At 44.0% G+C, this 25,929-nt stretch carries 29 protein-coding genes; 4 read left to right on the top strand and 25 right to left on the bottom strand.

Features of this window, described 5'->3' with window-relative positions; translation table 11 throughout:
• Positions 1 to 2 precede the first annotated feature (2 nt).
• Positions 3 to 716, top strand: a complete 714-nt coding sequence (locus AC23N5_RS00410) for a hypothetical protein (protein WP_487754091.1) — start codon at positions 3 to 5, stop codon at positions 714 to 716.
• Here the strand turns inward: AC23N5_RS00410 and AC23N5_RS00405 are convergent.
• The 4 genes from AC23N5_RS00405 to AC23N5_RS00390 all read right to left on the bottom strand — a co-directional run bounded on the left by AC23N5_RS00405 (position 698) and on the right by AC23N5_RS00390 (position 5,359).
• On the bottom strand, positions 698 to 2,395 hold the full coding sequence (locus tag AC23N5_RS00405) for an ATP-binding protein (protein WP_487754090.1): 1,698 nt from the start codon (positions 2,393 to 2,395) through the stop codon (positions 698 to 700). The genes AC23N5_RS00410 and AC23N5_RS00405 overlap by 19 nt on opposite strands.
• Positions 2,396 to 2,565: 170 nt before the next feature.
• Entirely contained in the window at positions 2,566 to 3,696 is a 1,131-nt protein-coding gene (locus AC23N5_RS00400; protein ID WP_183972025.1) for a sensor protein KdpD, read from the bottom strand.
• A 4-nt stretch (positions 3,697 to 3,700) separates the two neighbouring features.
• Positions 3,701 to 4,774, bottom strand: a complete 1,074-nt coding sequence (locus AC23N5_RS00395) for a porin (RefSeq protein WP_487754089.1) — start codon at positions 4,772 to 4,774, stop codon at positions 3,701 to 3,703.
• A 21-nt stretch (positions 4,775 to 4,795) separates the two neighbouring features.
• Positions 4,796 to 5,359, bottom strand: coding sequence for a K(+)-transporting ATPase subunit C (locus tag AC23N5_RS00390; RefSeq protein ID WP_487754088.1), 564 nt, complete (start codon positions 5,357 to 5,359; stop codon positions 4,796 to 4,798).
• Positions 5,360 to 5,387: 28 nt separating this feature from the next.
• Here AC23N5_RS00390 and AC23N5_RS00385 point away from each other — a divergent pair, with 28 nt between their 5' ends.
• Positions 5,388 to 5,615, top strand: coding sequence for a hypothetical protein (locus AC23N5_RS00385; protein ID WP_487754087.1), 228 nt, complete (start codon positions 5,388 to 5,390; stop codon positions 5,613 to 5,615).
• A gap of 14 nt (positions 5,616 to 5,629) precedes the next feature.
• Here AC23N5_RS00385 and kdpB read toward each other — a convergent pair whose 3' ends face one another.
• The gene (kdpB, locus tag AC23N5_RS00380) at positions 5,630 to 7,687 is read right to left on the bottom strand and encodes a potassium-transporting ATPase subunit KdpB (RefSeq protein ID WP_487754086.1); all 2,058 of its coding nucleotides are present in this window, start codon (positions 7,685 to 7,687) and stop codon (positions 5,630 to 5,632) included.
• Between the two features lie 35 nt (positions 7,688 to 7,722).
• On the opposite strand from kdpB, the gene AC23N5_RS00375 reads away from it, so the two are divergent.
• Positions 7,723 to 8,019, top strand: a complete 297-nt coding sequence (locus tag AC23N5_RS00375; protein WP_487754085.1) for a hypothetical protein — start codon at positions 7,723 to 7,725, stop codon at positions 8,017 to 8,019.
• Between the two features lie 2 nt (positions 8,020 to 8,021).
• Positions 8,022 to 8,378 (top strand): toxin-antitoxin system TumE family protein, encoded by a 357-nt coding sequence (locus tag AC23N5_RS00370; protein ID WP_487754084.1) that lies wholly within the window; start codon positions 8,022 to 8,024, stop codon positions 8,376 to 8,378.
• Here the strand turns inward: AC23N5_RS00370 and kdpA are convergent.
• The 20 genes from kdpA to AC23N5_RS00270 form a co-directional block, all read right to left on the bottom strand.
• Complete coding sequence (kdpA, locus tag AC23N5_RS00365; RefSeq protein ID WP_487754083.1) at positions 8,365 to 10,107, bottom strand: potassium-transporting ATPase subunit KdpA; 1,743 nt, start codon at positions 10,105 to 10,107, stop codon at positions 8,365 to 8,367. The genes AC23N5_RS00370 and kdpA overlap by 14 nt on opposite strands.
• 10 nt (positions 10,108 to 10,117) lie before the next feature.
• Positions 10,118 to 10,198, bottom strand: coding sequence for a potassium-transporting ATPase subunit F (locus tag AC23N5_RS00360; RefSeq protein ID WP_183972260.1), 81 nt, complete (start codon positions 10,196 to 10,198; stop codon positions 10,118 to 10,120).
• 281 nt (positions 10,199 to 10,479) lie between these two features.
• Positions 10,480 to 11,073, bottom strand: coding sequence for a hypothetical protein (locus AC23N5_RS00355; RefSeq protein WP_183972017.1), 594 nt, complete (start codon positions 11,071 to 11,073; stop codon positions 10,480 to 10,482).
• A gap of 36 nt (positions 11,074 to 11,109) precedes the next feature.
• On the bottom strand, positions 11,110 to 11,331 hold the full coding sequence (locus AC23N5_RS00350) for a hypothetical protein (protein ID WP_183972016.1): 222 nt from the start codon (positions 11,329 to 11,331) through the stop codon (positions 11,110 to 11,112).
• A gap of 67 nt (positions 11,332 to 11,398) precedes the next feature.
• Entirely contained in the window at positions 11,399 to 12,733 is a 1,335-nt protein-coding gene (locus AC23N5_RS00345; protein WP_487754082.1) for a sigma-54-dependent transcriptional regulator, read from the bottom strand.
• Between the two features lie 87 nt (positions 12,734 to 12,820).
• Positions 12,821 to 13,696, bottom strand: coding sequence for a UTP--glucose-1-phosphate uridylyltransferase GalU (gene galU / locus AC23N5_RS00340; RefSeq protein WP_487754081.1), 876 nt, complete (start codon positions 13,694 to 13,696; stop codon positions 12,821 to 12,823).
• 15 nt (positions 13,697 to 13,711) lie between these two features.
• Positions 13,712 to 13,930: a PIN domain-containing protein gene (locus AC23N5_RS00335; RefSeq protein WP_487754080.1), complete on the bottom strand. Its 219-nt coding sequence runs from the start codon at positions 13,928 to 13,930 to the stop codon at positions 13,712 to 13,714.
• A gap of 30 nt (positions 13,931 to 13,960) precedes the next feature.
• On the bottom strand, positions 13,961 to 14,122 hold the full coding sequence (locus tag AC23N5_RS00330; RefSeq protein ID WP_487754079.1) for a PIN domain-containing protein: 162 nt from the start codon (positions 14,120 to 14,122) through the stop codon (positions 13,961 to 13,963).
• A complete protein-coding gene (locus tag AC23N5_RS00325) occupies positions 14,119 to 14,346 on the bottom strand; it encodes a hypothetical protein (protein WP_487754078.1) in 228 nt (75 codons plus the stop codon). The genes AC23N5_RS00330 and AC23N5_RS00325 overlap by 4 nt, the downstream gene beginning before the upstream one ends.
• 42 nt (positions 14,347 to 14,388) lie before the next feature.
• Entirely contained in the window at positions 14,389 to 15,873 is a 1,485-nt protein-coding gene (locus AC23N5_RS00320) for a M28 family peptidase (RefSeq protein ID WP_487754077.1), read from the bottom strand.
• 55 nt (positions 15,874 to 15,928) lie between these two features.
• A complete protein-coding gene (locus AC23N5_RS00315; protein ID WP_487754076.1) occupies positions 15,929 to 16,315 on the bottom strand; it encodes a helix-turn-helix domain-containing protein in 387 nt (128 codons plus the stop codon).
• Positions 16,316 to 16,401: 86 nt separating this feature from the next.
• Positions 16,402 to 17,337: a homoserine kinase gene (locus AC23N5_RS00310; protein WP_183972010.1), complete on the bottom strand. Its 936-nt coding sequence runs from the start codon at positions 17,335 to 17,337 to the stop codon at positions 16,402 to 16,404.
• Positions 17,324 to 17,737 carry a HEPN domain-containing protein gene (locus tag AC23N5_RS00305; protein ID WP_487754075.1) on the bottom strand — a complete coding sequence of 138 codons (414 nt, stop codon included), beginning with the start codon at positions 17,735 to 17,737 and terminating at the stop codon, positions 17,324 to 17,326. The genes AC23N5_RS00310 and AC23N5_RS00305 overlap by 14 nt, the downstream gene beginning before the upstream one ends.
• Positions 17,734 to 18,069 (bottom strand): nucleotidyltransferase family protein, encoded by a 336-nt coding sequence (locus AC23N5_RS00300; RefSeq protein ID WP_487754074.1) that lies wholly within the window; start codon positions 18,067 to 18,069, stop codon positions 17,734 to 17,736. The genes AC23N5_RS00305 and AC23N5_RS00300 overlap by 4 nt, the downstream gene beginning before the upstream one ends.
• A 96-nt stretch (positions 18,070 to 18,165) precedes the next feature.
• Complete coding sequence (locus tag AC23N5_RS00295) at positions 18,166 to 19,623, bottom strand: hypothetical protein (RefSeq protein WP_487754073.1); 1,458 nt, start codon at positions 19,621 to 19,623, stop codon at positions 18,166 to 18,168.
• A gap of 12 nt (positions 19,624 to 19,635) precedes the next feature.
• Entirely contained in the window at positions 19,636 to 21,129 is a 1,494-nt protein-coding gene (locus tag AC23N5_RS00290; protein ID WP_487754072.1) for a hypothetical protein, read from the bottom strand.
• A gap of 12 nt (positions 21,130 to 21,141) precedes the next feature.
• Complete coding sequence (locus AC23N5_RS00285) at positions 21,142 to 22,509, bottom strand: hypothetical protein (protein WP_487754071.1); 1,368 nt, start codon at positions 22,507 to 22,509, stop codon at positions 21,142 to 21,144.
• Positions 22,510 to 22,521: 12 nt separating this feature from the next.
• Positions 22,522 to 23,982: a hypothetical protein gene (locus AC23N5_RS00280; protein WP_487754070.1), complete on the bottom strand. Its 1,461-nt coding sequence runs from the start codon at positions 23,980 to 23,982 to the stop codon at positions 22,522 to 22,524.
• A gap of 12 nt (positions 23,983 to 23,994) precedes the next feature.
• Positions 23,995 to 25,278, bottom strand: a complete 1,284-nt coding sequence (locus tag AC23N5_RS00275) for a hypothetical protein (RefSeq protein WP_487754069.1) — start codon at positions 25,276 to 25,278, stop codon at positions 23,995 to 23,997.
• A 4-nt stretch (positions 25,279 to 25,282) separates the two neighbouring features.
• The gene (locus AC23N5_RS00270; RefSeq protein WP_487754068.1) at positions 25,283 to 25,927 is read right to left on the bottom strand and encodes a hypothetical protein; all 645 of its coding nucleotides are present in this window, start codon (positions 25,925 to 25,927) and stop codon (positions 25,283 to 25,285) included.
• Between the last annotated feature and the right edge of the window lie 2 nt (positions 25,928 to 25,929).

Below are 25,929 nucleotides of genomic sequence, written 5' to 3'. Positions count from 1 at the left end.
TAATGCAGGCTAATCTTGATTTTCTTCCTATTCCCATTTCTGATGGGCTTTCTTGGGCCTTTGGGAGTGTAGTTATCTGTTTTGGATGGTTTCTTTGGCGCTTGTTGCGCACCGTTTCACGGCGTATTGCCTCCTACTTTTTGGGGGTTGGCTTGGCGTGGTTAGGTATGCTTTGGGGGCTTGCTCAAACCCCCTTTTTTACTCAGTTGGATGCCAAGCCTCCGCGCTTTTTGGTGGTCTTAGTCCCGCCAATGGCATTCGTTGCCTCCTTGTTTTTAACCCGCCAAGGGCGGTATTTTCTTGACCAACTTCCGCTGAAACCGTTGACTTGGCTGCATACCGTTCGAGTGGCGGTTGAGGTATCACTTTGGTATTTGTTTTTGGAACATCAAATCCCACAAATGATGACGTTTGAAGGTTATAATTGGGATATTTTGGCGGGGATTACTGCACCACTACTCGTATGGTATCTTCAACGTGGCACATTGTCTCGGTGGGTTGTGTTGGCATGGAACCTAGTGGCGTTGGGCTTGCTAGTAAACATTGTAGGCATGGCGCTTCTGTCGGCCCCGTTACCATTTCAGCAATTAAACTTTGCTCAGCCCAATGTGGGGGTATTCAAATCAACGTTCATTTGGTTGCCAGGGTTTGTAGTTCCTGTGGTACTTTGGGCGCATTTGGTGGCTATTCGGCGGATTTATGCCACAGGCAATTGAAACCAAAAGCGGCTTCCCAGACCAATTTCACTTTCGACCCCAATGTTTCCTTTTTGGGCTTCGATAAACTCTTTCGAAATGGCCAACCCGAGCCCCGTACCTGCTTTGCTTTGGCCGTTGGAGGGCACTTGAAAATAGCGTTCAAAGACCCGTTGTTGGTATTTGGGGTCGATGCCTTTACCCAAGTCTTTGACCGAAAATTCAATGCAATTAGTTTTTGAACTGGGTTTTACTTCTACTTCAATGATTGATTTTTCGGGGCTGTGACGGATGGCGTTGGAAAGAAAGTTTAACAATACCCAAGTGGTTTTGTCCGAATCGGCTTGAACCAAAGGTAGCGTCGATGGTATGTGTACTTGAATGTCGATTTGTTTTTGGGAAGCAAAAAACTGAAGGGCTTCCACGGCGGGAGTCACGATTTCGGTGGGTGAAACGCTCCTAAAATTGAGTTGAAGATTGCCCGTCTCTACCTGCGATAAATCCAGCAATTCGCCCGTAATCTTGAGTAATCGTTGGCTGTCTTCTTGAATCTGGGTGACAAGTAGTTTTTGTTCGTCGTTAAGGTTGCCAATGCGGTCGTTTTCGAGCAATTTTAAGCTCATTTTTATACTAGCAATGGGCGTTTTAAGCTCGTGCGAAATGGTGGCAATAAAATTGGTTTTGGCTTGGTCGAGGTCATGAAAAGGCGTAATGTTTTTGAGAACGATGACTTTACCCAAACGTTTTTCTTCATTGGTGACCTCCAACGTTTCTTTTGAAAAGTAGCTTTCGCGTTCATTGGCGAAAATCTTGAGTGGTTTGGCCGTCGGTTCGTTGTTGAGAAGGCTACGAAGCAAGTCATTTTTGAGGGCAATATCGGGGGCGTATCTTCCTACAATTTGAACGGCATCAAGCCCGAGCATGGTGGCTGCGACTGAGTTGATAAACAACAAATGATTGTGCTCATCAAGCCCGATGATGGCGTCGTTCATTTGGTTGATGATGGTTTCGGTACGGCGTTTTTCAAACAAAACCCTCGCCAAACTGCTGTGTTCGTATTCATCGAGCTTTTGCGCCATTTGATTGAACGCTTTGGCCATTTCGCCTAGTTCATCGTTGCGTTCTACACCTAGGCGAGGTTCGTAATTTTTGCGGGTAATTTCGCGTAAACCTTCGGTAAGCTGCTGTATTGGGTCAGAAATGTACCGAGGGAAGTTAATAATAAACGAAAAGGCAATGAGTGCACAAAACGTGGCGATGAAAACCAAGTAGGAATAGATTTCGTCAGCCATTTTTTTGACCTGTTCGTTTTTTTGAAAAATGGATTGCATGTTGAGTTGAACAATCGTATTCAGCTGTTTGTTGATAAGTCCAATGCGGCTGCTGTCTCGGGTAGTCCGAAACGCATTAAAATGGTTGCGAACTTGTCGAGTGCTTTCTCCTTCCCCGAGCTCTGTAATGTTGCGTTCTTGTTGAAGGAGGGCTTCATTAAACGATTGAAAATCTTCGGATTTCCAGTTGTTTTCGTCGATGATTCCACGCATCGCGCGAGCGTACTCAAGCGAAATATAATTGTCTTTTAAAATCCCTTGGGCTTCTTGGGAAAGTTTTTGCAGATACCAAGCGCCTAACCCGCCAAGGAGAAGTATCACGACGAATAAAAAGCCAAGTGCTAGGCGTAATTTTACTTTGAGTTTCATGGAGAGGGTTCTATTAGGGTCAGACGGTAGTCAGACCAACGGTTTCGGTCTGACTACCGTCTGACCTTTTTTGCGATTTCGGTCTGACTACCGTCTGACCTTTTTTGCGATTTCGGTCTGACTATCGTCTGACCTTTTTTGCGATTTCGGTCTGACTGTCGTCTGACCTTTTAGCTGATAACAATTAAGTCAATGTCTTTGTCGGCTACTTTTTGGAGCAATTTATGAAAGAGCGAGTTTCCCGTTACGCTTCTCCAAAAACCTTCGTGTGGTTTGCCGATGCAAATGTTCGTGCTGTTTTGTTTTTGGGCCATGTCAAAAATAGCTTGCACTACGTCGTCGCTTTTTATACGTACGACTTCGCCGCCTAGTTCGGTGGCTAATTTAAAATTATTTATCAGGTGCCGTTGCGCTGCTAACCCAATTTTATCGGCATCTTCTTTGGAGGTTTGCACGTAAAGAACGCACCATTTCCCTTGGTAATAACTGGCCAAACGGGCTGTTTTGCGTAAAATCTTGCGGGCAATTTCGTGGTTAGAACTGATGCAGGCCAGAAATCGTTCGGAACGAAGCCCCACTTTTTGAACGACTTCCGTTTCCACTTTTCGCTCCACTTGGGAGGCTACTTCTTTGAGGGCCAATTCGCGCAACTGCAAGATTTTTTCGGCCTGAAAAAAGTGGTTTAGCGCCGTCTCTACCTTCGATTTGTCGTAGATTTTGCCTTCTTTGAGCCGAGTGATAAGTTCATCGGCGGTGAGGTCAATGTTTACGACTTCGTTGGCCTGCTGCAAAAGGCTGTCGGGCACGGTCTCTTTTACTTCAATGCCCGTAATGTTAAACACCTCTTCGTTGAGACTTTCTAAATGCTGAATATTAACCGCCGAGATAACATTAATGCCCGCGTTGAGAATATCGAGTACGTCTTGCCAGCGCTTTTCATTTTTTGACCCTTGAATATTGGTATGTGCCAACTCATCCACCACTACCACTTCGGGATGCAGGTTAAGAATGGCCTGCACGTCCATTTCTTCTAATTCTTTTCCACGGTAAAAAACGGTACGGTGCGGAACCATCGGCAGCCCTTCTAGCAACGCGTGGGTTTCGGCGCGGCGGTGGGTTTCGATAAATCCGATTTTAACATTGACGCCGTGCCGCAAAAGCGTGTGTGCTTCTTGCAACATGCGGTAGGTTTTGCCTACGCCCGCACTCATGCCAATATACACTTTGAACTTACCCCGCTTTGATTTTTGAATCAGGTCGAGGAAATACGCTGCGTTGGGTTCGGGTGGTTGAGCGGGCATAAGGTTAAAAGGAAAGGGCTATAGAGGTGGTCAATGTAAAATTTTGACGAGTGGTCGTTCCGCGTTTTTCAAAAATCGCATCTTTACTTTGTAGGTTTCTAGCTTCTATCCGCCACGCAACGTTGGGAAGTGGTACAAAGTCAAGGTTGCACGAAAAACCATTAGTGACAAACCCATTAGGTGTTCCTGTCGCAATAACGACCCCCGTTTTATCGGTGTAGTTTTCGATTCTTCCCGCGATGACCCATTTGGGGTGTGCTTGGTATTTGAGAACAACCGCCCAACTACTCCATGGGTCGTACTGTGAGGAACCCGTTTGCCGTTGTTCCATCCCGTAATCAATGTCTGCGATAATGCCCCATTGGGGAGTTAACTGAACAATCCCGTAAAAATTATGAAAGAAACGGTTTCGGTTAGAATCATCGGGGCGACCTCCCAAAAAAGTACTAGAGTTGAGCGTGACGTTTGCGGTGGGTTTGAACGTTACTTGCGTGCCTATGGCTAGGCGTGTACTGCCGTCGGGGCGACGTATTTGTTGCCATCCGTTGAGAATTAATCCTGACACCAACCATTTTTCATTGGGGGAAGTGTAGCCAATTTTTGCCCCTGTTTCGTAGTAAGGCGTATTGTCGGCCATGAGGCTGCGGGTTAGAGCCCAACAATCTTTCGAAACGGCACTTTCAAAACCGATGTGCGATGAAAATACGCCCATATCGAGCCAAAGTTGTCGGTTTTTGGAAAGCTTAATCCCCACATTGGCTTCGTAAATGTTGCGTAAAGTGGCAGGTTCGGCCGCTAAGTTAGCGTTGGAATATGTCCCTGCCATGAGTGCCAGGTTTGCGCGCAATTGTTGCGACGTATAAGCCGCTTTTACAAAACCTAAATTGATGTTAAACTCATTGTGACGGTTGTGACTATAGATAAACGATGGACGTTCATTGCGGACAGGCTGATTGAAGTCATAACTGTAATAGGCTTCTACGTAGCCACTTATGCTAAGTTTGGACGTAGAGTCATGTTGCGCAAAAAGAGAAAATAGGGGTAAGCCTGCGAGGAGAGCAATTAAGAACGATTTCATCTTGATTTTTGGAAAAATGACCTATTTCAATTGGTCTAATGCGATATTAAGTGCTAAAATATTGACTTTGTCGGGGCCAAACAATCCTAGCCAAGGGGATTCGGTATGGGTCTGAACAAGGTCTTTTACTTGAGTTTCTGATAAATGACGGATGTTAGCAATACGAGGTACTTGAACATAGGCTGCTTGGGGCGACAAATGAGGGTCAAGCCCGCTGCCCGAAGCGGTAACCAATTCAGCAGGAATGTTAGCCTTTTTGACAGCAGGGTTGTGTACTAAAAATGTATCGATACGTGCCTGCACTTGTGCAAGGTATTCGGGATTGGAAGGACCTTTGTTGGAGCCTCCCGAGCCAGCGGCATTGTACTCAACCGCCGAAGGACGCGACCAAAAATAGGCATCATGAGTGAATTTTTGACCTACTTTGGCAAAACCAACCACCCGACCGCTGGCAGAAATTGTCTCGCCACGGCCTTGGGCAGGAGCTACCAACGCAGCTCCCCAAACGAGTAAAGGATAAATAACGACCAAAAGCACAAAGGTGGTGAGGGTCATCAGAAGAGCAGGAACAATGTGTGTTTTCATTTTTGTATTTTTGAAAAAAATCTTTGTTATGAGTCGTTCTAAAAAGAAAGTACCTATTTTTGGTCATTGTGCAAATAGCGACAAAATTGGAAAACAGCAAGCCAATCGAAAGTTTCGTCTAGGTATAAAAACACGTCTTCGTAAGAATTTTGAGTCAGAAATGCCGCTTTTAAGAGAGATTACAAGTGTGTGGGATATGCCTAAAGATGGCAAGTATTTTTGGGCAAAGGCAACGCCGAAAGATTTAAGAAAATAACCCATTTCCTGAGACTAGAATATACTCCCCACCAATAAATCAATGAGTTTGATGCCGATAAAAGGAATAATAAGCCCTCCCAAACCGTAAACTAGCAGGTTTCGACGAAGTAGCGCGCTTGCCCCAATCGGCTTGTAAGCTACCCCTTTCAATGCCAACGGAATAAGCATTGGGATGATGATTGCGTTGAAAATAACCGCCGATAAAATGGCACTTTCAGGACTACTGAGGTGCATGATGTTGAGCGATTGCAAGGCAGGAATGGACGTCATAAACAAGGCAGGCACGATGGCAAAGTACTTGGCGACGTCGTTGGCGATGGAGAACGTAGTGAGTGTGCCGCGCGTCATCAAGAGTTGTTTGCCAATCTCCACAATTTCAATGAGTTTCGTTGGGTCATTGTCCAAATCCACCATATTTCCTGCTTCTTTGGCGGCTTGGGTGCCGCTGTTCATGGCTACACCTACGTCGGCTTGAGCAAGGGCGGGTGCATCGTTGGTACCGTCGCCCATCATGGCTACCAGTTTGCCGTTGGCTTGCTCGGCGCGGATGTAGTTCATCTTATCTTCGGGTTTTGCTTCGGCAATAAAATCATCTACCCCTGCGACTTGCGCAATGTACTTGGCCGTAAGCGGGTTGTCGCCCGTTACCATCACGGTTTTTACCCCCATTTTGCGCAATCGTTCAAAACGCTCTTGAATGCCAGGTTTAATCACATCTTGCAGCTCAATGACGCCTAGCACGCGCTCGTTTTCGGAAACCACCAGCGGAGTTCCTCCGTTGGATGCAATTTCGCGAACCTTCGCTGCCGTATCTTCAGGAAAAGTATTGCCAGCTTGTTCTACCAATCGGCGAATGGCATCCTGCGCACCTTTCCGAATACGAACACCGTTAGGCAAGTTTACCCCCGAACAACGAGTTTCGGCCGTAAACGGGATAAATTCCCCCGTAGCCCCGCGCTGGGTTAGGGACGGTACGCCGCGCGGGCCAGCCAACTCAACAATGGATTTACCTTCAGGAGTGTCGTCGGACTGAGAGGCATAAAGAGCAGACGTGACAAAATGTTCACTTTGAATGCCTGTGGTTGGCCAAAAATGGGTGGCCTTACGGTTGCCAATGGTGATGGTTCCTGTTTTGTCCAATAAGAGCGTATCCACGTCGCCAGCCGTTTCAACGGCTTTTCCCGATTTGGTAATGACATTAGCGCGGAGGGCGCGATCCATTCCTGCAATGCCAATCGCGGAGAGCAAACCGCCGATTGTAGTGGGAATCAGGCAGACAAACAACGAAATAAAAGCCGAGATGGGAATGGGTGTATTGGCGTAATCCGCAAAAGGTTTGAGGGTGACACACACAATCACAAAAATGAGCGTGAAGCCTGCCAAAAGAATCGTAAGCGCAATTTCATTGGGCGTTTTTTGACGGGACGCTCCCTCCACCAACGCAATCATTTTGTCCAAAAAGCTTTCGCCTGGTTGGGTGGTGACTTTGACCTTGATTTGGTCGGAAAGAACTTTTGTCCCACCCGTCACCGACGATTTATCGCCACCTGCTTCCCGAATAACAGGAGCCGACTCGCCCGTGATGGCCGATTCATCGATGGTTGCGAGTCCTTCGATAATCTCGCCGTCAGAAGGAATGATATCGCCTGCTTCGCAGACAAAAATATCACCTTTGTTCAGCTGTGAAGAAGGGATGATTTGTAGTTCATTGACCTTCATATTTCCTACAGGACGAATGACTTTCGCAGGCGTTTCTTCGCGGGTTTTGCGGAGGCTATCGGCTTGGGCTTTTCCACGGGCTTCGGCCAAAGCTTCGGCGAAATTGGCAAAAAGAAGGGTAAGCAATAAGATGACAAACACCAGGAAGTTGTACGTCAGACTACCTTGGGTGGTATCGCCTCCGAAGGCTACTTGGAGGCAAACAAAAAACATCACCACCGTTCCTAACTCTACTGCAAACATGACGGGATTCCGAAACATCACAGTAGGGTTAAGTTTGATAAAGGATTCTATCAGAGCGGTTTTAGCCATTCCTCCTTGCAAGAGAGAGGAAGATTGAGAACGTTTCATATTTTTTGTAATTTTGAATAAAAAATTATTTAGCTATGTCTATTCAGCAGACCGAAGCATTAGTGACCACAGTAAATGAATTGGGGTATGATTCCGTAGAAATGTTTGCCTTGGAGAAAGCCAAGGAAGTTTTGTGCGCCGAAATGGCAATATATCAGCAGGAAGTAACTGAGTTTGAACATAAGTACGGAATGGATTTTCAGTCATTTTTAGAAAAATTTGACTCAATCAGCCAGTTTGGTTTGTTTGAGAAAGAAGATGACGAAATGGAGTGGAGGGCATGTTTAAAAGCAATTGAATTGGTAGAGCGCAAATTGAAAACTTTGGAATAACAATGCCGTTACCTGATTTAGCTGCTTTTGAGGCTGTTCTTACAAACTCCACTCTAATCAAAGAACTGTTAACTCCGCGCATTTACATTTTGAAATACAGGCTTAATTTGATAGATAGTAGCACACTTTACGTTAAAGAAGTTAGTGTCTTTGAAGAAAATAAAATCGATTATGGTTACCAATGGCAAAGACCTGATGCTTCTCTAATTGTGCGTTGGGACAATGCGCATGAGTATCCTAATCTTTCAACTTCCCCTTTTCATAAACATGTCGGTTCTGAAACTAACGTGTTACCCTCCGAGCCGATGACCATTCAAAAAGTACTGACTTATATTTCCAATCAACTTAGCGCAACGTAAAATACTCTGCCAAAGGCCCAAGTGCCAACGCTGGGAAAAACGACAACGCAGCGACAATGAAGATGACGGCCAATACCATAAAACCAAAGGTCGCGGTGTCGGTTTGGAGCGTTCCTGAGGATTCGGGAATGTACTTCTTGTTGGCCAAGATACCTGCTATCGCTACTGGGCCTATAATGGGCAAATAACGACTTAACAGTAAGACAATTCCGCACGTAATGTTCCAAAAAGGGTTGTTGTCGGCAAGTCCTTCAAAGCCTGAACCATTGTTGGCCGAAGACGAGGTGTATTCGTACAGCATTTCTGAAAACCCGTGAAAGCTAGGGTTGTTGAGCCATCCAATGTTGGGGTTTTGAACAAAAACAAAGCTAGATAAAGCCGTAAACGCCAAAATCAAGAGCGTATGGAGCAAGGCGACCAGCGTGGCAATTTTCATTTCTTTTGCTTCTATTTTTTTGCCCAAAAATTCGGGTGTACGCCCTACCATCAGCCCCGAAATAAACACAGCAATGATGATAAAAATGTAGAAATTGAGAAAACCAACGCCAACCCCACCGTAGAGCGCGTTGATCATCATGTCGAGCATCTGTAAAGCACCCGACAGTGGAGTCATGCTGTCGTGCATGGCATTGACCGAACCGTTGGAAGTGGCAGTCGTGGCCATTCCCCAAAACGCTGACGCGGCTGCTCCAAAACGAACTTCCTTGCCCTCCATACTTCCATGCGATTGGTCAATCCCCAATGCTGAAATAGCAGGGTTGCCTTGCATTTCGACGTAAACCGAAGCTCCCGCCATCAATAAAAAACCGAAGGTCATTACGCCAAAAATCATCCAAGCTAGTTTTTTGCGGTTGAGGTAGAAGCCTAACGCAAACACAAATGCAATAGGAATGAGAAGTATCAGGATGTTTTCGACGGCATTAGTGAAGTAGCTGGGGTTTTCTAAGGGGTGAGCTGAATTTACCCCAAACCAGCCACCTCCATTGGTTCCGATTTGCTTGATGGCAATCATGGCGGCGGCAGGCCCGCGCGATACTTGTACGGAATCGCCTTGCATCGTAACAATCGAGGCTTTCCCTTCCCAATTCATAGGAACACCATTAAATACAAGTAATAGTGCCGATACCAACGATAATGGAAGTAAAATACGGGTGCAAGATTTTAGGAAATACACGTAGAAATTTCCTAAACCCCTCTCCAAACCTCTCCTTTCTGAGGGAGAGGCTTTTTGACTTGAGAGGGATTGAGGGCTGGTTTTCATTGCTTTAAACACGATGGCGCCCGCAGCCATGCCCGTACCAGCGGTCACAAATTGCATAAACATTAACCCTGCAAGTTGCGAAAGATACGTGACCCCCGTTTCGCCTGAATAGTGCTGTAAATTACAGTTGACCAAAAATGAAACGGCGGTGTTAAAGGCTAAATCGGGGCTCATGGAGGGGTTCCCATCAGGGTTCAGTGGTAACCAGCCTTGGTTCATCAAAATAAACATCATCCAGAAAAACCAGAGGGAGTTGATGGTAAGCAGCGCGACGAGATGTTCTTGCCACGTCATTTCTTTCTTGGGATTGATGCGGCAGAGTTTATAAATCCATTCTTCGAGCGGAGACAAAAAGTCCAACCATGTGGGCTGACCTAAATAGACGTTGGCAATGTAGCGCCCGAGGGGCAATGCTAGCAGGACAGTCAAACCAAAAATAAGTGTGATACCGAGAAGTTCGTACAACATAGGAGTAAGATTAAAATTTTTCAGGCTTGAGCAGAACGTACAGGAGGTAGCCAAAGACGGCCAAAGCGAGGATGAATAATAGAAGAAACATGAGGCTATCGTTTTGTTAAGTCAAAACCGCTTATGCGGACATAGCCATAGGTGCCAAAGCCGTGCCACAGCTTTTGGTGTTTTTATAAACGGCTTGTAATTAGGAAGTTGTCTGTTTAGTGGCGTTGAAAGGAGATAGGGGATTTTTTCAAAATGGAAAAAGAGTTTTTCATTTTGAAATTTTCAAGCGTATGTTAACAGGCTGAAGTGCGTTTCAGATTGGTACCAATTTGATTGATGAAGAAGAAAAAATGTATGATTGTTGGTACTATTATGAATAGTTTACGAACCTATTTCAGGAAAATTTTTAACTATCCAATTGGGCAGGATGTGGTGGCTAAATTCATGTACTTGATTGGGATAGTAACCCGAATAAACTAATTCAAGAGAATTGTAAGTGACATTGATAAGGGTGATATGTTTAAATTGAGCAATATTCTTTCTGAGTAAGCCAATAGTATTATAGCACATATCCCTAATAACGGCAGGCTCAACCTCATGTCCTCCTGAATTGGCCCGAATTGCGGCTCTATTCAAGCAAATCTGGTAAAAGTCAGTAAAAAAGAGAAGAACATGAATTTCGTAATGAGGGCAATATCCGTGAATCCTTTTGAGTAATCCATATTGATTATTTGTCCCTAGATTAAGCTCAATACCAAATCCAGTATTAAGAGCGATGTTATCATGGATAAGCTCCCATATCCTTTGATTGGCACGTTCCTCATAATTGAGGATGCCCATTTTTTTAAACTCAGCTTCTATTTCGTCATGATTGAGTACCTTTATCTGATAAGGAATAAAGAATTGCCCATTGGTACTTTTGCCGATTCCTGGAGGACCTGCGATTATATAGAGGATTGGAGTTTCTTTAATCATAAGTGATTGACAAAATAGACGTATATTTATACCTATTTAGTCAATGATTTCAATTCTTCCATCGGCATATTCTGCTAGAACTTGCCCGTTTTTTTCATACACCCAAGGCTGACCTATTGCAAATAGGTGCTCTTTAGCTTTGAGTGCGACAGCTTTGTAATAGACTTCCCGTTCTTGGGGAGTCATGTCGATAATACGCTTAACCATTGTACCTTCGTGGATACCTAAATTGAGCGGTGGTTCTACTGCTGCTGCCATCTTAAATAAGGATTGATTCACTTAATAAACAAATATAAAACCAAAAAAGAAAAAAGGAAGACATTTCCTACAACTTATACTCCTCAATCTTACGATAAAGCGTAGTAAGGCCGATGCCTAACAAGCGGGCTGCTTCGGGTTTTTGCTGTTGGGTGTGGTGAAGAATGCGGCGGATGTGCTGTTTTTCGAGTTCGGTGAGGGTCATCATGCCCTGAAACGAAGAATCATTGCCCCCCTGAATATCATAAGGCAGTTCATTAGGCGTCAACTCCGACTGAGGAGGGAGTAGGATAATGGCTCGTTCAATCACGTTTTTCAATTCACGGATGTTGCCTTTCCACGAATGTTGTGCTAGTTTTTGAAGAAATTCAGGCGAAATTGAAGGAGCCGAACGGTTCATTTTTTTTGCGTACAACTGCACAAAATAAGCAGCTAAGAGCGGAATATCGCTCGGACGCTCGCGAAGAGCAGGAAGCGGAATTTCAAATACCGATAACCGAAAGTACAAATCGAGGCGGAAGTGTTGCTGCTCGGCTTCTTGGCGCAGGTTACGGTTAGTCGCGGCTACAAAACGGACATTGACGTTCGTAGGCTTGGTATCGCCCACTTTATAAAACGAGCTAGTTTCGAGTACGCGTAGGAGTTTTGCTTGGAGGTCGAGGCTCATTTCGCCGATTTCATCCAAAAACAATGTCCCGCCGTGAGCTTCTTCGAGCAATCCTTTTTTATCTTTCAAAGCACCCGTAAATGCTCCCGCTCGGTGCCCAAAAAGCTCACTTTCGAGGATTTCTCGGCTAAAGGCGCTGCAATTGAGTGCGACAAAGGCTTTATCTCGCCGTGGACTTTCGTGGTGAATGGCTTGGGCAAATACTTCTTTTCCCGTTCCCGTTTCTCCTAAAAGTAAAACAGTTGTGTCGGTTTGGGCTACTTTTTGAGCGAGTAAAATGGCTTGTTGTACTACGGCCGAAGTGCCTACAATGCTTTCAAACCCTACTTTTTGGCGAACCTTCTCTTCGAGTCGTTTTACTTTTTGCTGAAGCTCGGCTTTTTCTACCGCCCGTGCCACTAGGGGAACGATACGGTCGTTGTCGTCACCTTTGGTGAGGTAGTCAAAAGCGCCATTTTTTACGGCTTGTACTCCGTCAGCAATCGTTCCGTAGGCCGTCAAAAGAATAAATTCGACGAGTGGGAAGCTTGCTTTGAGTTGCTTTGTCAATTCTACCCCGTGGGCGTCGGGTAGTTTGACGTCGCAAATAACTGCTTGAATGTCTTGTTTTTCTAAAATAGAAAAGGCCGAACGCGCATCACCTGCCTCGCTGACGTGGTATCCTTCCAGTTCTAAGATGCGTTTGAGCAACCCACGTAGTTTGACTTCATCGTCGATGAGGAGAAGATTTGCCATAAGTAAGAATGCTATCCGTTAACTGTTATTGCTAGTCGGTTAATCGCCTGGACTCCTGATAACAGTTAACGGATAACAATTAACATTTTATTTACCTTCGTACTCCGCCAACGTCTCACGCAAGAACTTCAAGAAAGGAGCTGAAAATTCTTTGCGTTTGAGGGCAAATTTGACGGTGGTTTTCAAGAAATCAAGTTTGTTGCCAATGTCGTGGCGCTCGCCTTCGATGCGGTGCGCGTAGATATTTTCACGACGAAGTAAGATTTGGAACGAATCGGTCAACTGAATTTCGCCGCCTTTTCCTTTGCCTGTTTGCTCAATCGCCGTAAAAATTTCGGGAGAAAGAATATAACGTCCCGCAATCGCAAGGTTCGATGGCGCTGCTTCGATAGAAGGTTTTTCGACGAGGCTATCGAGCTTCATGATGGTTTCGCTCAAAGCGTCGCCACCCACAATTCCGTAACGATTTACTTTTTCGCGAGGAACGGTTTCTACTGCAATGACCGTGCTTTGGTACTGCTCGTAGGTATCGATGAGTTGTTGGGTAACAGGAATCACTGAATCCATGATGGTATCACCCAGTAGTACCGCAAATGGTTCGTTTCCAACATGTTGCTTAGCGTAATAAATGGCATCTCCGAGGCCGTTGGTTTCACGCTGACGGACGTAATGGATGTTGGCCATGTCGGACAAGCGGCGCATTTCGTTCCAAAGTAGCTCATCTTGTTTTTCTTCCAACTTCGCCTCCAACTCTACGTTGCGGTCAAAGTGGTCTTCGATGGCGCGTTTGCCACGGCCTGTGATGATAAGAATATCTTCAATTCCCGAATCGACGGCTTCTTGCACCACGTACTGAATGGTCGGCGTGTCGATGATAGGAAGCATTTCCTTGGGTTGGGACTTGGTAGCAGGTAAGAATCGAGTACCTAGACCTGCGGCGGGTATAACGGCTTTACGAATCATTGTGGGGGGAGAGCACTAAGGCCAATTGATTATTTTTTTAAATTCTTTTGGTTTAACAACTTTAAGTTTTGGAAAAGTAAGTTCGTTGAAGACATTAAAGTGGCGGTCGAAACTGACTAAACAGAAGGCATTTGTTGAAATAGCTAAGTCGGAAAACTTATTATCATCAGGGTCATCAGCAATAAGATTCCAGCGAAAGGCAGGTTCTGAAAAAAGTACATTTGGTGCAGCCATGAGGATATTTAGAACCAAATCTGCTGTTTCTTATGAATAAAATTCAGTTAATTTTTCGTGATATTCATTTAAAATCTCCGTACTTACTACCCATTCAAAGACCTCTGCTTTGAAAGCATCATAGATAAATCGTTCAAAATTGCCCTTTTTAATGGTAGTGCGCAGAACATTCGTATCAATAACAACTCTCATTTTTTAGGAGTACGTTGGTGTTGTTTACGAAGCTGCTCAAAGTCGTTGCCTGTGATATTTTTTTGTTTGACGACTTTCTCAATTTCGTTGTCTAATTCATCAGATAAGAACTGAACAAGTGCTCGCTTTATTTTTAATGTTTGATCCTCTGACATGGGGCGTGCAAACATCCTAAGTAAGCTAAGTTGCACTTCATTAAGTGGCAATTGGTCAACTGTTTTCATGAATGAACATAGTTTTTAACAAAATTAACAAAAAACAACTACTTACTTTCCATACAATGCTTTAGCGGCTGGTTCGTATTTGTCGCCTGCGGTCCAGTAAGGCTTTACGGGTTTGTTGCCAATGAGGCGAGCCGTGTAGGCAAACGATTGGCAGAATTTTAATAAATAATCGAAATCGACCGAGTCAGGATTGTCGGCAGCTTGGTGGTAATACTTGGCAATTTCCCCGTCAAAACTCTTAAAACCTGGGGCAAAATCGGGAGCGGGGACACCTTTGGCGGCCAAACTAACGTTGTCTGAGCGATCAAATAACCCTTGCTCGGGCGATGGGTCTCCAAAAACGCCTAGCCCAAACGCTTTGCAACCTGCTTCGATTTCGGCTTTGCAGTTGGTGCGGTCAAGCCCAATGACTGACACAAGGGTTTTGTCGGCGTAGCCTGCACCGTCGCTGTTGAGGTTAAAAACGCATTGATTGAGTGGAACAAGTGGATGGTCGGCGTAATATTTACTTCCCAACAAACCTACTTCTTCGCCCGTGTAAGCGATGACTAAAATCGAACGTTTGGTGGGTTTGAGCGAAAGGGTTTTAGCCGCCGTAAGCATGGCTACCGTTCCGAAGGCGTTGTCGCGCGCACCGTTGAAAATGCTATCAGCAGCTGTGTAGGTATTACCCCCTTTTTTGCCCATCCCTACGTGGTCGAAGTGCGCGGTTACGACCACATATTCGTTTTTAAGGACAGGGTCGGTACCCTCAATTACTCCCACTACGTTGTGCGATTTGACGGAAGTTTGCTCACGGCCAGTGGTTCTGAAAGTAGCCTGCGTAGCGCCACTTTTAAATAAATCGGCGTATTTTTTCTGTTGTCCATTGACCCACACGTGTGCGACGGCATCGCCTAAGCCATTGTCTAAGCTTGTTTTTTCTCCCCCAAAATAGCGAGAAGCAAACGACCACGGGATTTGGGCCGTAAACAGTTCTATCAATAATGCCGCTCCTTTTTGCGTGGCGAGTTTTCGTTTTTCGTTGGAGGCTGTAAATAGCTCTTGAGGCGTTTTGGATTCGGGAGTGCCAATTTGAGCTACTACAATTTTTCCCTTTACGTCGGTTTTATAATCATCAGCCAATCCGTACCCTACAAAGACGATATCGGCGGTGAGGTTGGCTGCACCACTTCCCAAAATTACAAATTCTTTGTTGACCCGCAGCGTATCGTTGTTAGCGATAAGAACGCCTTCTTTGGCCGACTTTTGGATGGCAAAAGGGACCAATTGTAAATAATCAGTTTGGCCTGGCGCGGGCTTAATGCCTAACACGCGGAATTGCTCGGCGATGTAGCGCGACGCCACCAAATTCCCCTGTTCACCCGTGCGGCGTCCCTGCAATTCGTCCGATGCTAAAAAACGCATGTGCATTTCTACTTCGGCACGAGGGTGTTGGGTTTCGGGTAATTTTTTAGGGGCTTGCCCTATCGCAAATTGCGATGCGAGGACGAAAGCAATGGCTGTTTTTTGGACGATAGAACGCATGAAAATGTTGATGATTGGTTAGGATTTGTGAATACTTGTACTTTCTTGAAGCCTATTAATAAGCTAAAAGAATTTCGGCAGGAATACCCAAATGTTTGTGGATTTGCCTTATCATTTTCAAGGTAAGATTCCTTTTTTTGTTCAAAACTTCTGACACCCGATTTTCTCCTCCAAAGTATGGCGCAACCTCTTTTTGAGTAAGTTGAAGCTGCTCAATTCGTTCTTTTATGGCCTCAATGGGGTCTGGTTTAGGTATAGGATAATGTTTTTTCTCATATTCGCTGGCCAAAATGGTGATGGCCTCCAAAATATCCAACGCCTTTTTACGCTCATCTTCATCTTGGATAAGGTCAGCATCAATTAATGAATCAATAATAGAAGCAGCATTAGCAAACTGCTCTTCGTTTGTAATTGGCTCAATTTTTATACTTGATAAGTCCATTTTGTCCACAATGTTGGATAGTTAGCCCACCGTATCCGCGCCTCATAACAAAGGCATATAAACTTTAATTCCCAAAATGGGAAGTGTTAAGCACTTTCCAAAATCTTGGGGCCGTCTTGGTTAATTTGTGAAACATAGCTCTTGGTGGTAATCCCCACACTGCCAAAGGCTTCACTCATGGCTTTGGCGACGCGGTCGGCGGTTTCGCGGCCACGGCTCAAGGCAAACATTGAAGGCCCTGCTCCCGAAATGCTGCAACCCAAAGCGCCGTTGTCGAGGGCGGCTTGTTTTACGTGGTCAAACTCAGGAATCAAAATCGAACGTACAGGTTCGATGATGACATCGACCATGGAGCGACTGACCAAATCGTAATCTTCTTGCATCAAGCCCGCAATCAGTCCCGCTACGTTGCCCATTTGGGAAATGGTGTTTTTGAGCGATACCTCGTTGCGAAGGATATAGCGCGCGTCTTTGGTATTGACCTCTACATCGGGATGGACGAGGGTGCAGTAAAGCTCGTTGGGAACTTTTACCTTGAATACATCCAAAGGGTTATAACTACGAATAACGACAAACCCTCCCAAAAGCGAAGGTCCGACGTTGTCGGCGTGGGCGGCTCCGCAGGCGATGCGCTCCCCTTCCATGGCAAACGGTAGGAGTTCTTGGCGAGAAAGCGGGCTTCCCAAGAGTTCATTGATGGCAAACACACCGACCACCGAACTTGCTGAACTGGAGCCCATTCCGCTACCCAATGGCATGTTTTTGTGTAAAACTACTTCTACGCCTTGGTTAGACCCGATGTGTTGTAAAAACTTGAGCATGACCACCGTTACGGCGTTGCGTTCGGGGTTGCGGGGGAGGCGGCCGTTGTCGCCGATAATATCTTTGATAACCACCCCTGGCTCGTCGCGTTTGCGAAGTTCGACGATGTCGCCAGGCTGGTCGAGGGCAAATCCAAAAATATCAAACCCGCAGGCTACGTTGGCAACAGTAGCTGGGGCAAAAGCTTTAATGTAATCCATCTTGAGGTGGGGTGATTAATAAGGGTACTATATAATTTGAACAAATTTCGATAAATAAAGCCGCTTCTTCTACTGCTGACTGCGCAATGTCTTCAGACACGTCCTCTAGCTCATAATCTCCAAACTGGCGTTTTTCAAAACAATTGAGCATGAGTTTTGACGCATTTGAGGGCAGGATATTTGTTTTTACAAAATACTCGCTAAACTTGTTGTGTGCTCCTTGATGGGTTTTTGGATAAACTTCTACGGTCATTAACAGCGTTTGTGCAGCATGAAAAACAGCGTAATAAGCACGATTTGTTGCCGCTTCTAGGAATTTGAGTTTGAATAATTCTTGAGAATCATTCAAACAGTCTAATGCTTTTTGCCAGCTAAGGTGTAGTTCGGATGCCTGATTCATAGGAGAATGCCCTCATTTCTTATGTTTTGATAAAGAGGGAGTTTTAAATTGAATCTTGATAAAGAGGCTGCTTTGGCAGATACAAGCAAGTTATACTTCCAATAAAGAGCATCCGCCAAATCAACTAATTTCGGAACTTCACTAATTCCGTTAATTTTCTCGTCATTCAGAACTACTAAAACATCTACATCGGACTCCTCATGTTGCTCGCCACGAGCATAAGAACCAAACAAAATTACTTGATACAAACTACCTCCATATAAATCTGTTAGCCCTCTTTTAAGGTCAGTTAAGAGGAGTTTGAGTTCAGCGGGTATGATTCGTTGGCTCATAAAAATATCTTTTTTGACAAAAGTACATAAAAACCTAAAAAAACAGCACGACTTCAAAAGCCGTGCTGTGAGGAGTAAAACAGAGTAAAATGTTAATCAGAGGGCAAAGCCGAGTTTGAGGTCAAGAAGGAAGTTATTAATACCCAAAACGTAGGGTTTTCTGTCCAATAATCCCTTTGTAAGGTTGAGGTCAACAAAGCCATTTTTGAATAATTTTCGTTGGTAGCCTAGCAGTAACCCAGTATTGATAAACGCAGGAGTAAAGGTGAATGAATTTTTGTAAAGCTCGGTTTTGGCAGAGCTATGTGAACCGAAAAAAATGGTATTCAGCCCCGTATAAAGCCCTGACAGGTTATTGCCAGATTTACCCAAACGCATTTGGCGGTTCATGAGCAAATACCAACGCGGTTGAATAGCCAACTTCGCCGTCAAAATCACTCCTTGAGTATTTACTCTGAAAGACGTTCCTGTTTCAGGGTTATAGAATGATACGTTTTTTTGGAAAGAATTGGATGCTGATAAGTCCAAATACGAGTTGATGGATAGCGGCGATTGGGCGATTTTGTGTTCATACCCGATGCTTCCATGAAATAGTTGAGTAGAGGCGCTTAGGTGGATTATGGGCCAGTTGAACTTCCACAAACTACGTTCGTTTTCAAGGCACTGAAATACGTCACGGGGCACTTTTGCCGTCTTTTTAAAATCAGCTAGTGCTATCCCTATTTTGAAGCGGGTGGTGATTGACCAATTGTGATGAGGTTCTGAAGTAATACTTTCTTGAATGTTGTTCCAATCAACGGGCTGTATCATAGAATTATCTCCGTCCAAAAAGGTCAGTTGTCGGTGGACTTGTTGGTCAGTTCTTCGGTTCAATGACAGAGACATGTCAATGAGTCCATATCTAAATAAACGCCGTTGTATCCCGTAACTCAGACTTAGTTGGGAATTGTAATAGTTACTGAAATAATCGGTATCCCATTTCCCATTGAATCCAGAGAGAGTAGTTCCAATAGATCCGTTATTTTGCCAAACCTTTTCATATTTAAAAGATACATAATTGCCAGAGAAGTTGTTGCTGCTTTTGCCTTCTCTAATGCGAGAAGCCATATTATAGTACCACCGCGCTTCTGCTGATGTTGCCCAGTTTTTGTTAGAGCCAGATGAATACAAGTCAGAGTAATCAACGAACCCGCTTGGAGTAATTGGCATTTTAGGGAGCCGAGTTACATCAATGCCTACCGAAAAAGATGGGCTGATTTTGTATTCTACGCCTAATCTAAAGTCAACTACTCGCTTCAAGTAACCTTTTTGAGAGAGGCTAGAGGTAAGCAAGTTATTGATGTTTCCATAGCCTTTCAGCATCCACTTCGTCGGCTCTTTGGTCATAAAGACATAATCGTAACGGTCGATAAATCGCTGTTTTTCGAGCGTACCTGTTTCCTGCGTGTGGGTAATGCGGACGGAATCAGCGCTTCCTTGCCCCCAAAGAGGGATAAACAATGTCGAATGCAGAAGGCAGAGTGTCGAATAGAGGAGGGTGAATGCTTTTTTCATGGCGCTGGGAGGTTAGAGAGCGAAGCCGATGTTGAAAGTAGGTCTGATATTCCATTGATAGCCTGGACGTACCTTTTGCGGGGTGCTAAGAATGGCAGTATTGGCAGAAAGCCCTAAATCTATGTAGCCTCGATTGAAAAGCTTTTGCTGAAAACCAACTTTTAAGCCTACGTCTGAGTACACACTGTGGTATTTCCCAGAGGTAGATGTTGTATTCGCCACGATTTGGTCTTGAGTATGGATTAGGAAAATGCTGATAGGTGTACTTAAATACAAGCCTGATAAATTATTCCCTTTATTAACTCGTCTGATGCGGGCGGCTTGAAGCATGTAATACCTTACTTCTGATACAAGTGCCAGATTGCTACTTTTATAATTTCGAGTATGCAGTGTTCCGTCAGGGAGGGGGCGGCGTGACTTAGTGGAGTTGAAAGCATAATTCACCTGATTGTTTATAGAAAAAGCTGATTTGCCAAGTTTATGCTCATAAGCCAAAGACAGTAATGCTGATTGGTTATTTTGTCCTATTTGAATGGATGGCCAACTTAATTTAATGATTGACGATTCATCTTCAAAGCAGTGTAAAACTTCGCACAACGGCGCTTTTTGTCTCTTTTTAAAGTCGCCAATTGCTATGCCTAACCTAAAATTACTATTTACATACCATTCATGCCGATTAGGACGGCGGTCCAGATTGACGGACTCAACTCGTTCAAAGGCACTGCCATTTGAATAGATGGTATTGTCTCCATTTTTGAAAGCCAAAGTTTGAGTTGCTCTTTCAAAAGAAGAAATACCTAAGTTAATTCCAAAATCAATTAGGCCGTGTTTTAAAAAGCGTCTTTGAACTCCATACCTGAATTCGGTACTTTGTTTAAATCTCTCCAAATAATACTCTGTATTCCATTTGTTGTCGTTACCACCCCCATAAAGTATTCGAAGGGTTTCTAACTCATTTTCAGTTAGATTAATGTTACTACTGAATCGAACCCCGATATAATTTCCAGAGAAGTTGTTCGCACTTAGATTTTGCTTTATACGTCTAGGTAAGTGATAAAACCAACGAAGTTCTCCGAAGGCAATTAATTTTTGTTTACCTACCGAAGAAAAACTTGTATTTATTGTGCTAAAGTCATGGTAGGTTCGCATTCGATACCCATTCTTTGCCCCGACACTTAAAGAAAGTGCTGGACTTAACTTGTATTCTGCTGCAAGCTCAATTGGTGGAAATAGTTTGCCAATTAAATTGTCGTAGGAAATACGATAAAAAAGCTCTTGGGTAAAATTGAAGTCGTTGTTATATAACTTCAGCATCCACTTCGTCGGTTCTTTGGTCATAAAGACATAATCGTAACGGTCGATAAATCGCTGTTTTTCGAGCGTACCTGTTTCTTCGGAGTGGGAGAGACGGATGGAATCTGCGCCCTCTTGCCCCCAAAGAGGGATAAACAATGTCGAATGCAGAAGGCAGAGTGTCGAATAGAGGAGGGAGAATGCTTTTTTCATGGCGCTGGGAGGTTAGAGGGCAAAGCCGAGTTTGAAACTGCTGTAAGGTTCAAAAATAGGTTGATGATGGGTGGTGGAGCGCTCCTTGTAAACTAATCCGAGCTGAAAATCAAAAAAGCCTTTCTCAAATATCCTTCTTTGCATTCCCCAAGTCGCGTAGGCCGCTCTGGTGTTGCTCCAATGTGTTTCTCGGTTCACTTGAAAAATAGGATTATAATCCATGTCGCTGAAAGACAACAGTTGACTGCCCATAACAGCAAAGTAGTTGCCCGAAAGGTTATTGGCCGATTTCCCTTCACGTATTCGTTTCTTTAAGTTGTAATAGTACCTAGGCTGTACTAAGAAGGCCCCGCCAGCTACCAGAAATTGCGAGCCAAATGATTGGAGTGCCTTGCGGCTCAAGTATGAAAAAGAGAGATTTAACTCTGTATTGATTGACCAAGCAGATTTGGCAATTTTTCTTTCATACGAAATGGGTAGCGAGAAGTTAAATTGGCGATTGGTAAGGGTGAAAGGTGAGGCGATATTGATTTTAAAAAGTTGATTTTCTTCTTTAAAGCACTTCCAAACGTTGCAATCGCTGGGATTAAGAGCGGCTGTTTTTGGGGCAGAAGTAAACCCTAAACCAAATTTTACATCCGAAAATAGAAACCATTCATCTTTGGGGAGGGGAATATTGATACTAGATTGATTAGGTAGGGTCAAATCGTAGGTAGTGCGCCCGATATTAAGAGAGAAGTCGGCAAATCCTCGCTCGAAAAATCTTTTTTGAGCACCTAATTTTAAAACAAAAATTTGAGAATTCTTATACCACCCATTGAATTGGTTTCCGATAAATGGTACTTGTAGTAACGTGCTTACAAACTTAATAGAAGGGATTTCAAACGCTTGTCCGTATTTAAAACCTACATACGAACCTGTTAGGTTGTTGGCTTGTAAACCTTTTTGTAAGCGTTTTTTCATATCATAAAACCAGCGAATTTCGGCGCTGGCAAAATGTGATGACCATTGAAAATCATTAATGTAGCCCCCGCTTAAACCTACATCAATGGAGAAGGAGGAGCCAATTTTATGTTCATAGCCAAAAGCATAGGATAACGAACTAGGTAAGCTTCCTGAGATTTCATTGCTTGGCCCTCGTAATTGCAAATGAGGAACAGGACTGGCTGATAAATACCCTTTCAGCATCCACTTCGTCGGCTCCTTCGTCATAAACACATAATCGTAACGGTCGATAAATCGCTGTTTTTCGAGCGTACCTGTTTCCTGCGTGTGGGTAATGCGTACAGAGTCAGAGCCCTCTTGTCCCCAAAGGGGGATAAACAATGTCGAATGCAGAAGGCAGAGTGTCGAATAGAGAAGGGTGAATGCTTTTTTCATGGCTTGGGGTGGTTAGAGGGCAAAGCCGAGTTTGAAATCAAGAATAAAATTGTTTCGTCCCAGTATGTAGGGAGTTTTTTCCAATAGTCCCTTTGTAAGGTTGAGGTCAACAAAGCCATTCTTAAATAATTTTCGTTGGTAGCCTAGCATCAATCCTGTATTAACGAAAAAAGCACTGTTGCCGAATGAGTTTTTGTATCGGTCGTTTTTGGTGTATCCGTATGAACTCAAAAAAACATTATTCAACCCAGTGTAAAGCCCTGATAGGTTATTGCCAGCTTTTCCTATGCGCATTTGACGATTCATGAACAGGTACCATCGTGGTTGAATATGTAACTGCGCGGCTAAACTCAAGCTTTGGATATTACTTGTAAAATGAGTTTCTGTTGAAAGGTCATACTGTGCTACATTTTCTTGGGAGCGATTGGAAGCATACAGGTTCAGGTACGTATTGATTGAGAAGGGCGATTGGGCGATTTTTTGTTCATACCCAATGCTGCTTATACCTATTTGCGTGGATGGGCTTAGGTGGATTTGTGGCCAGCTAAATTTCCATAGACTGCTTTCGTTTTCAAGGCATTGAAATACGTCACAGGCAGGCACTTTCGTCGTTTTTTTGAAATCAGCTAGTGCGACTCCTACTTTGAAGTTGGTGTTAATTGACCAATTGTGTTGAGAACCAGAAGTAATACTTTCTTGAATGTTGTTCCAATCAACGGGTTGTTTTACCGAGTTATCCCCGTCCAAGAAGGTCAATTTTCGGTGGATTTGTTCGTCAGTTCGTCTGTTCAAGGACAAAGACATGTCAATGAGTCCGTACCTAAAAAAGCGCCGTTGTATCCCATAACTCAGACTTAGTTGGGATTGGTATTGTTGTTTAAAATAATCAGTGTCCCATTTGTTGTTAGAACTAGAAAGCCCATTTGAGGGTAATAGTTCTTTTTGCCACGCTTTCTCTATGTTAAAGGAAATATAATTTCCCGAAAAATTATTGCTGCTTTTGCCTTCTTTGATACGAGAAGCCATGTCGTAGTACCACCGTATTTCCGCCGATGTACCCCAAATTCTACCAACACTAAGTGAATAAAAGTCTGAGTAGTCAATGAGCCCTATTGGCAGCAAAGGGCGACTTGGGAGACCAGTTACGTCAACACCGATCGAAAAAGAAGGACTTATCTTGTATTCTGCACCTAGTCGAAAATCAACTACTCGCTTCACATAGCCTTTTTGGAAGAGGTTATAGGCAAGCAAGTTATTGATGTTTCCATACCCTTTCAGCATCCACTTCGTCGGTTCTTTAGTCATAAACACATAATCGTAACGGTCGATAAATCGCTGTTTTTCGAGTGTACCTGTTTCTTCGGAGTGGGAGAGACGGATGGAATCTGCGCCCTCTTGTCCCCAAAGAGGGATAAACAATGTCGAGTGCAGAAGGCAGAGTGTCGAATAGAGGAGGATGAATGTTTTTTTCATGGCGCTGGGAGGTTAAAAAGTAAAACCAATTTTGAAACTAGGACGAAAACCATGAATACCGTCAGAGGTGCCGTTTTTATCAAACCGATAAATTGTTTTTCCGACTGTGAGCCCAAAGTCGAAATAATTATTCTTAAAAACTTTCATTTGGATTCCGATGGTGGGGCCGACTTCTATTCCGTGGTATCTGGTGAGTTTAACTCTTTCATTTCCATGGGTATAGTTTATTCTTTCATACACGTGCATGAGAGATGCGCCGACATAAAATCCTGAAAGTGAAGATTTCGGATGTAGAGTTCGTCTGAGTTTACTCAAATAATAGCGAGCCTGAAGGTACGTAGTTGAAAGAAAACGCATATCGTTCACATTCTTTAATGTATTAGTAGAGTCTATAGGTAAGCCATTCCAAGTCCATCTTTGCCAAAGCAAATTGTTTTGGAAATTGATAGAAAAAGGAGATTTTCCAAGCTGCCTTTCAAAAGCCAAAGACGTTAAAAGTGTTTGATTTCTTGTTCCAATCGATAAATTAGGCCAAGCTATTTTCCATAGGCTTTGAGAGGTTTCGTAACATTTGAGGACATCGCAGGGAGGAGGAAGTGTTTTTGATTTGAAGTCACCAAAGGCAAGTGATGTATTCCAAAATGTTTGAACAAATACCTCTGATTGAGACAAGTTTGTAGCACCTATTCGATTAGCGTTCTTTATTCCAGCTCCAACTCCAAAATCCACTAACCCATGATTAAAAAATCGACGTTGCATTCCCCAACGAAGTTCTGTAGCACTTGTCATTCCAACAACGGGAATATACTCACCAATGCCTGTGCCAGTGAATCCGCCCGTACTCCCTTGAGAAAAAGCTTTTGTGTAGGTTAGCGCAAAATAATTTCCAGTAAAATTATTGGCGTTTTTACCCTCTCTCATGCGTTTTCGCATATCATAATAATAACGAACCTCGCCAAAAATACCAGCATCAGTACCTAAATAAGATGCTGCTGAGCGAAAATATGCCCCTGCCCCCAAAGAAATAGAAGGTGAGAGCTTGTATTCGTAACTTCCAACTAAACCCCCGTATGTTTGGCTTGAAGTTCCTGCTAATTTCAGCATCCACTTCGTCGGCTCTTTGGTCATAAACACATAATCGTAACGGTCGATAAATCGCTGTTTTTCGAGCGTACCTGTTTCCTCGGAGTGGGAAATGCGTACAGAGTCAGAGCCCTCTTGCCCCCAAAGGGGGATAAACAATGTCGAATGCAGAAGGCAGAGGGTCGAATAGAGGAGGGTGAATGCTTTTTTCATGGCTTTATTGTTTGGCAACGGTGCCGTTGCGGAGTTCGGTGTTTTTGGTTTCTACGTCGAGTTTTACTTGTGCTTTATCCGTCTGAATATCAAGGCTCCCATATTGTGCACGTACGCGACATTCGCCTTTGATTTGTTGCAAAATCAGGTCGGTTCGTTCGGAGAAAATGCTCAATAACCCATTGAAATTCTCGGTTCGTAAGGCGCCAAACTGCGTTCTGGCCGTCAATGTTCCACGCAAATCGTTGAGTTCGATGGTGCAAAATTCCGTTTGCAATTGCATGGTTTGAGTTTGCAGCCCTTTGATGGAAATTTTCCCAAAACTGTTTTGAATTTCTACGGCGCAATTGGCAGGTACAAACAACGTAAAACGTGCTTTGAGGTTGGATTGTGGCTTACTTCCGTTTTTGGCCAGCACCACAAAATTGTGCAGACTCACCGTTTTCCCTTTTTGGTCGGCGGTATAATGTAAAGCTTCCAAATCTTTCTCCGCCGTGCTGCGTGTGGGGTGTTTTGCGGTAAGCTCGATGGTCGCTTTTATCTCATTTTTATTCCAAGTCACTATCTCTATATCGCTCCGCTCTCCCCATACCTGCACCTTTGCGTATTGTGGCACTTCAAAGGTTTTTTCTATTGTTTTGGTAATCACCT

Source organism: Runella sp. R5_40, from assembly GCF_057652295.1.
This window is presented reverse-complemented; position numbering and strand designations above follow the sequence as displayed.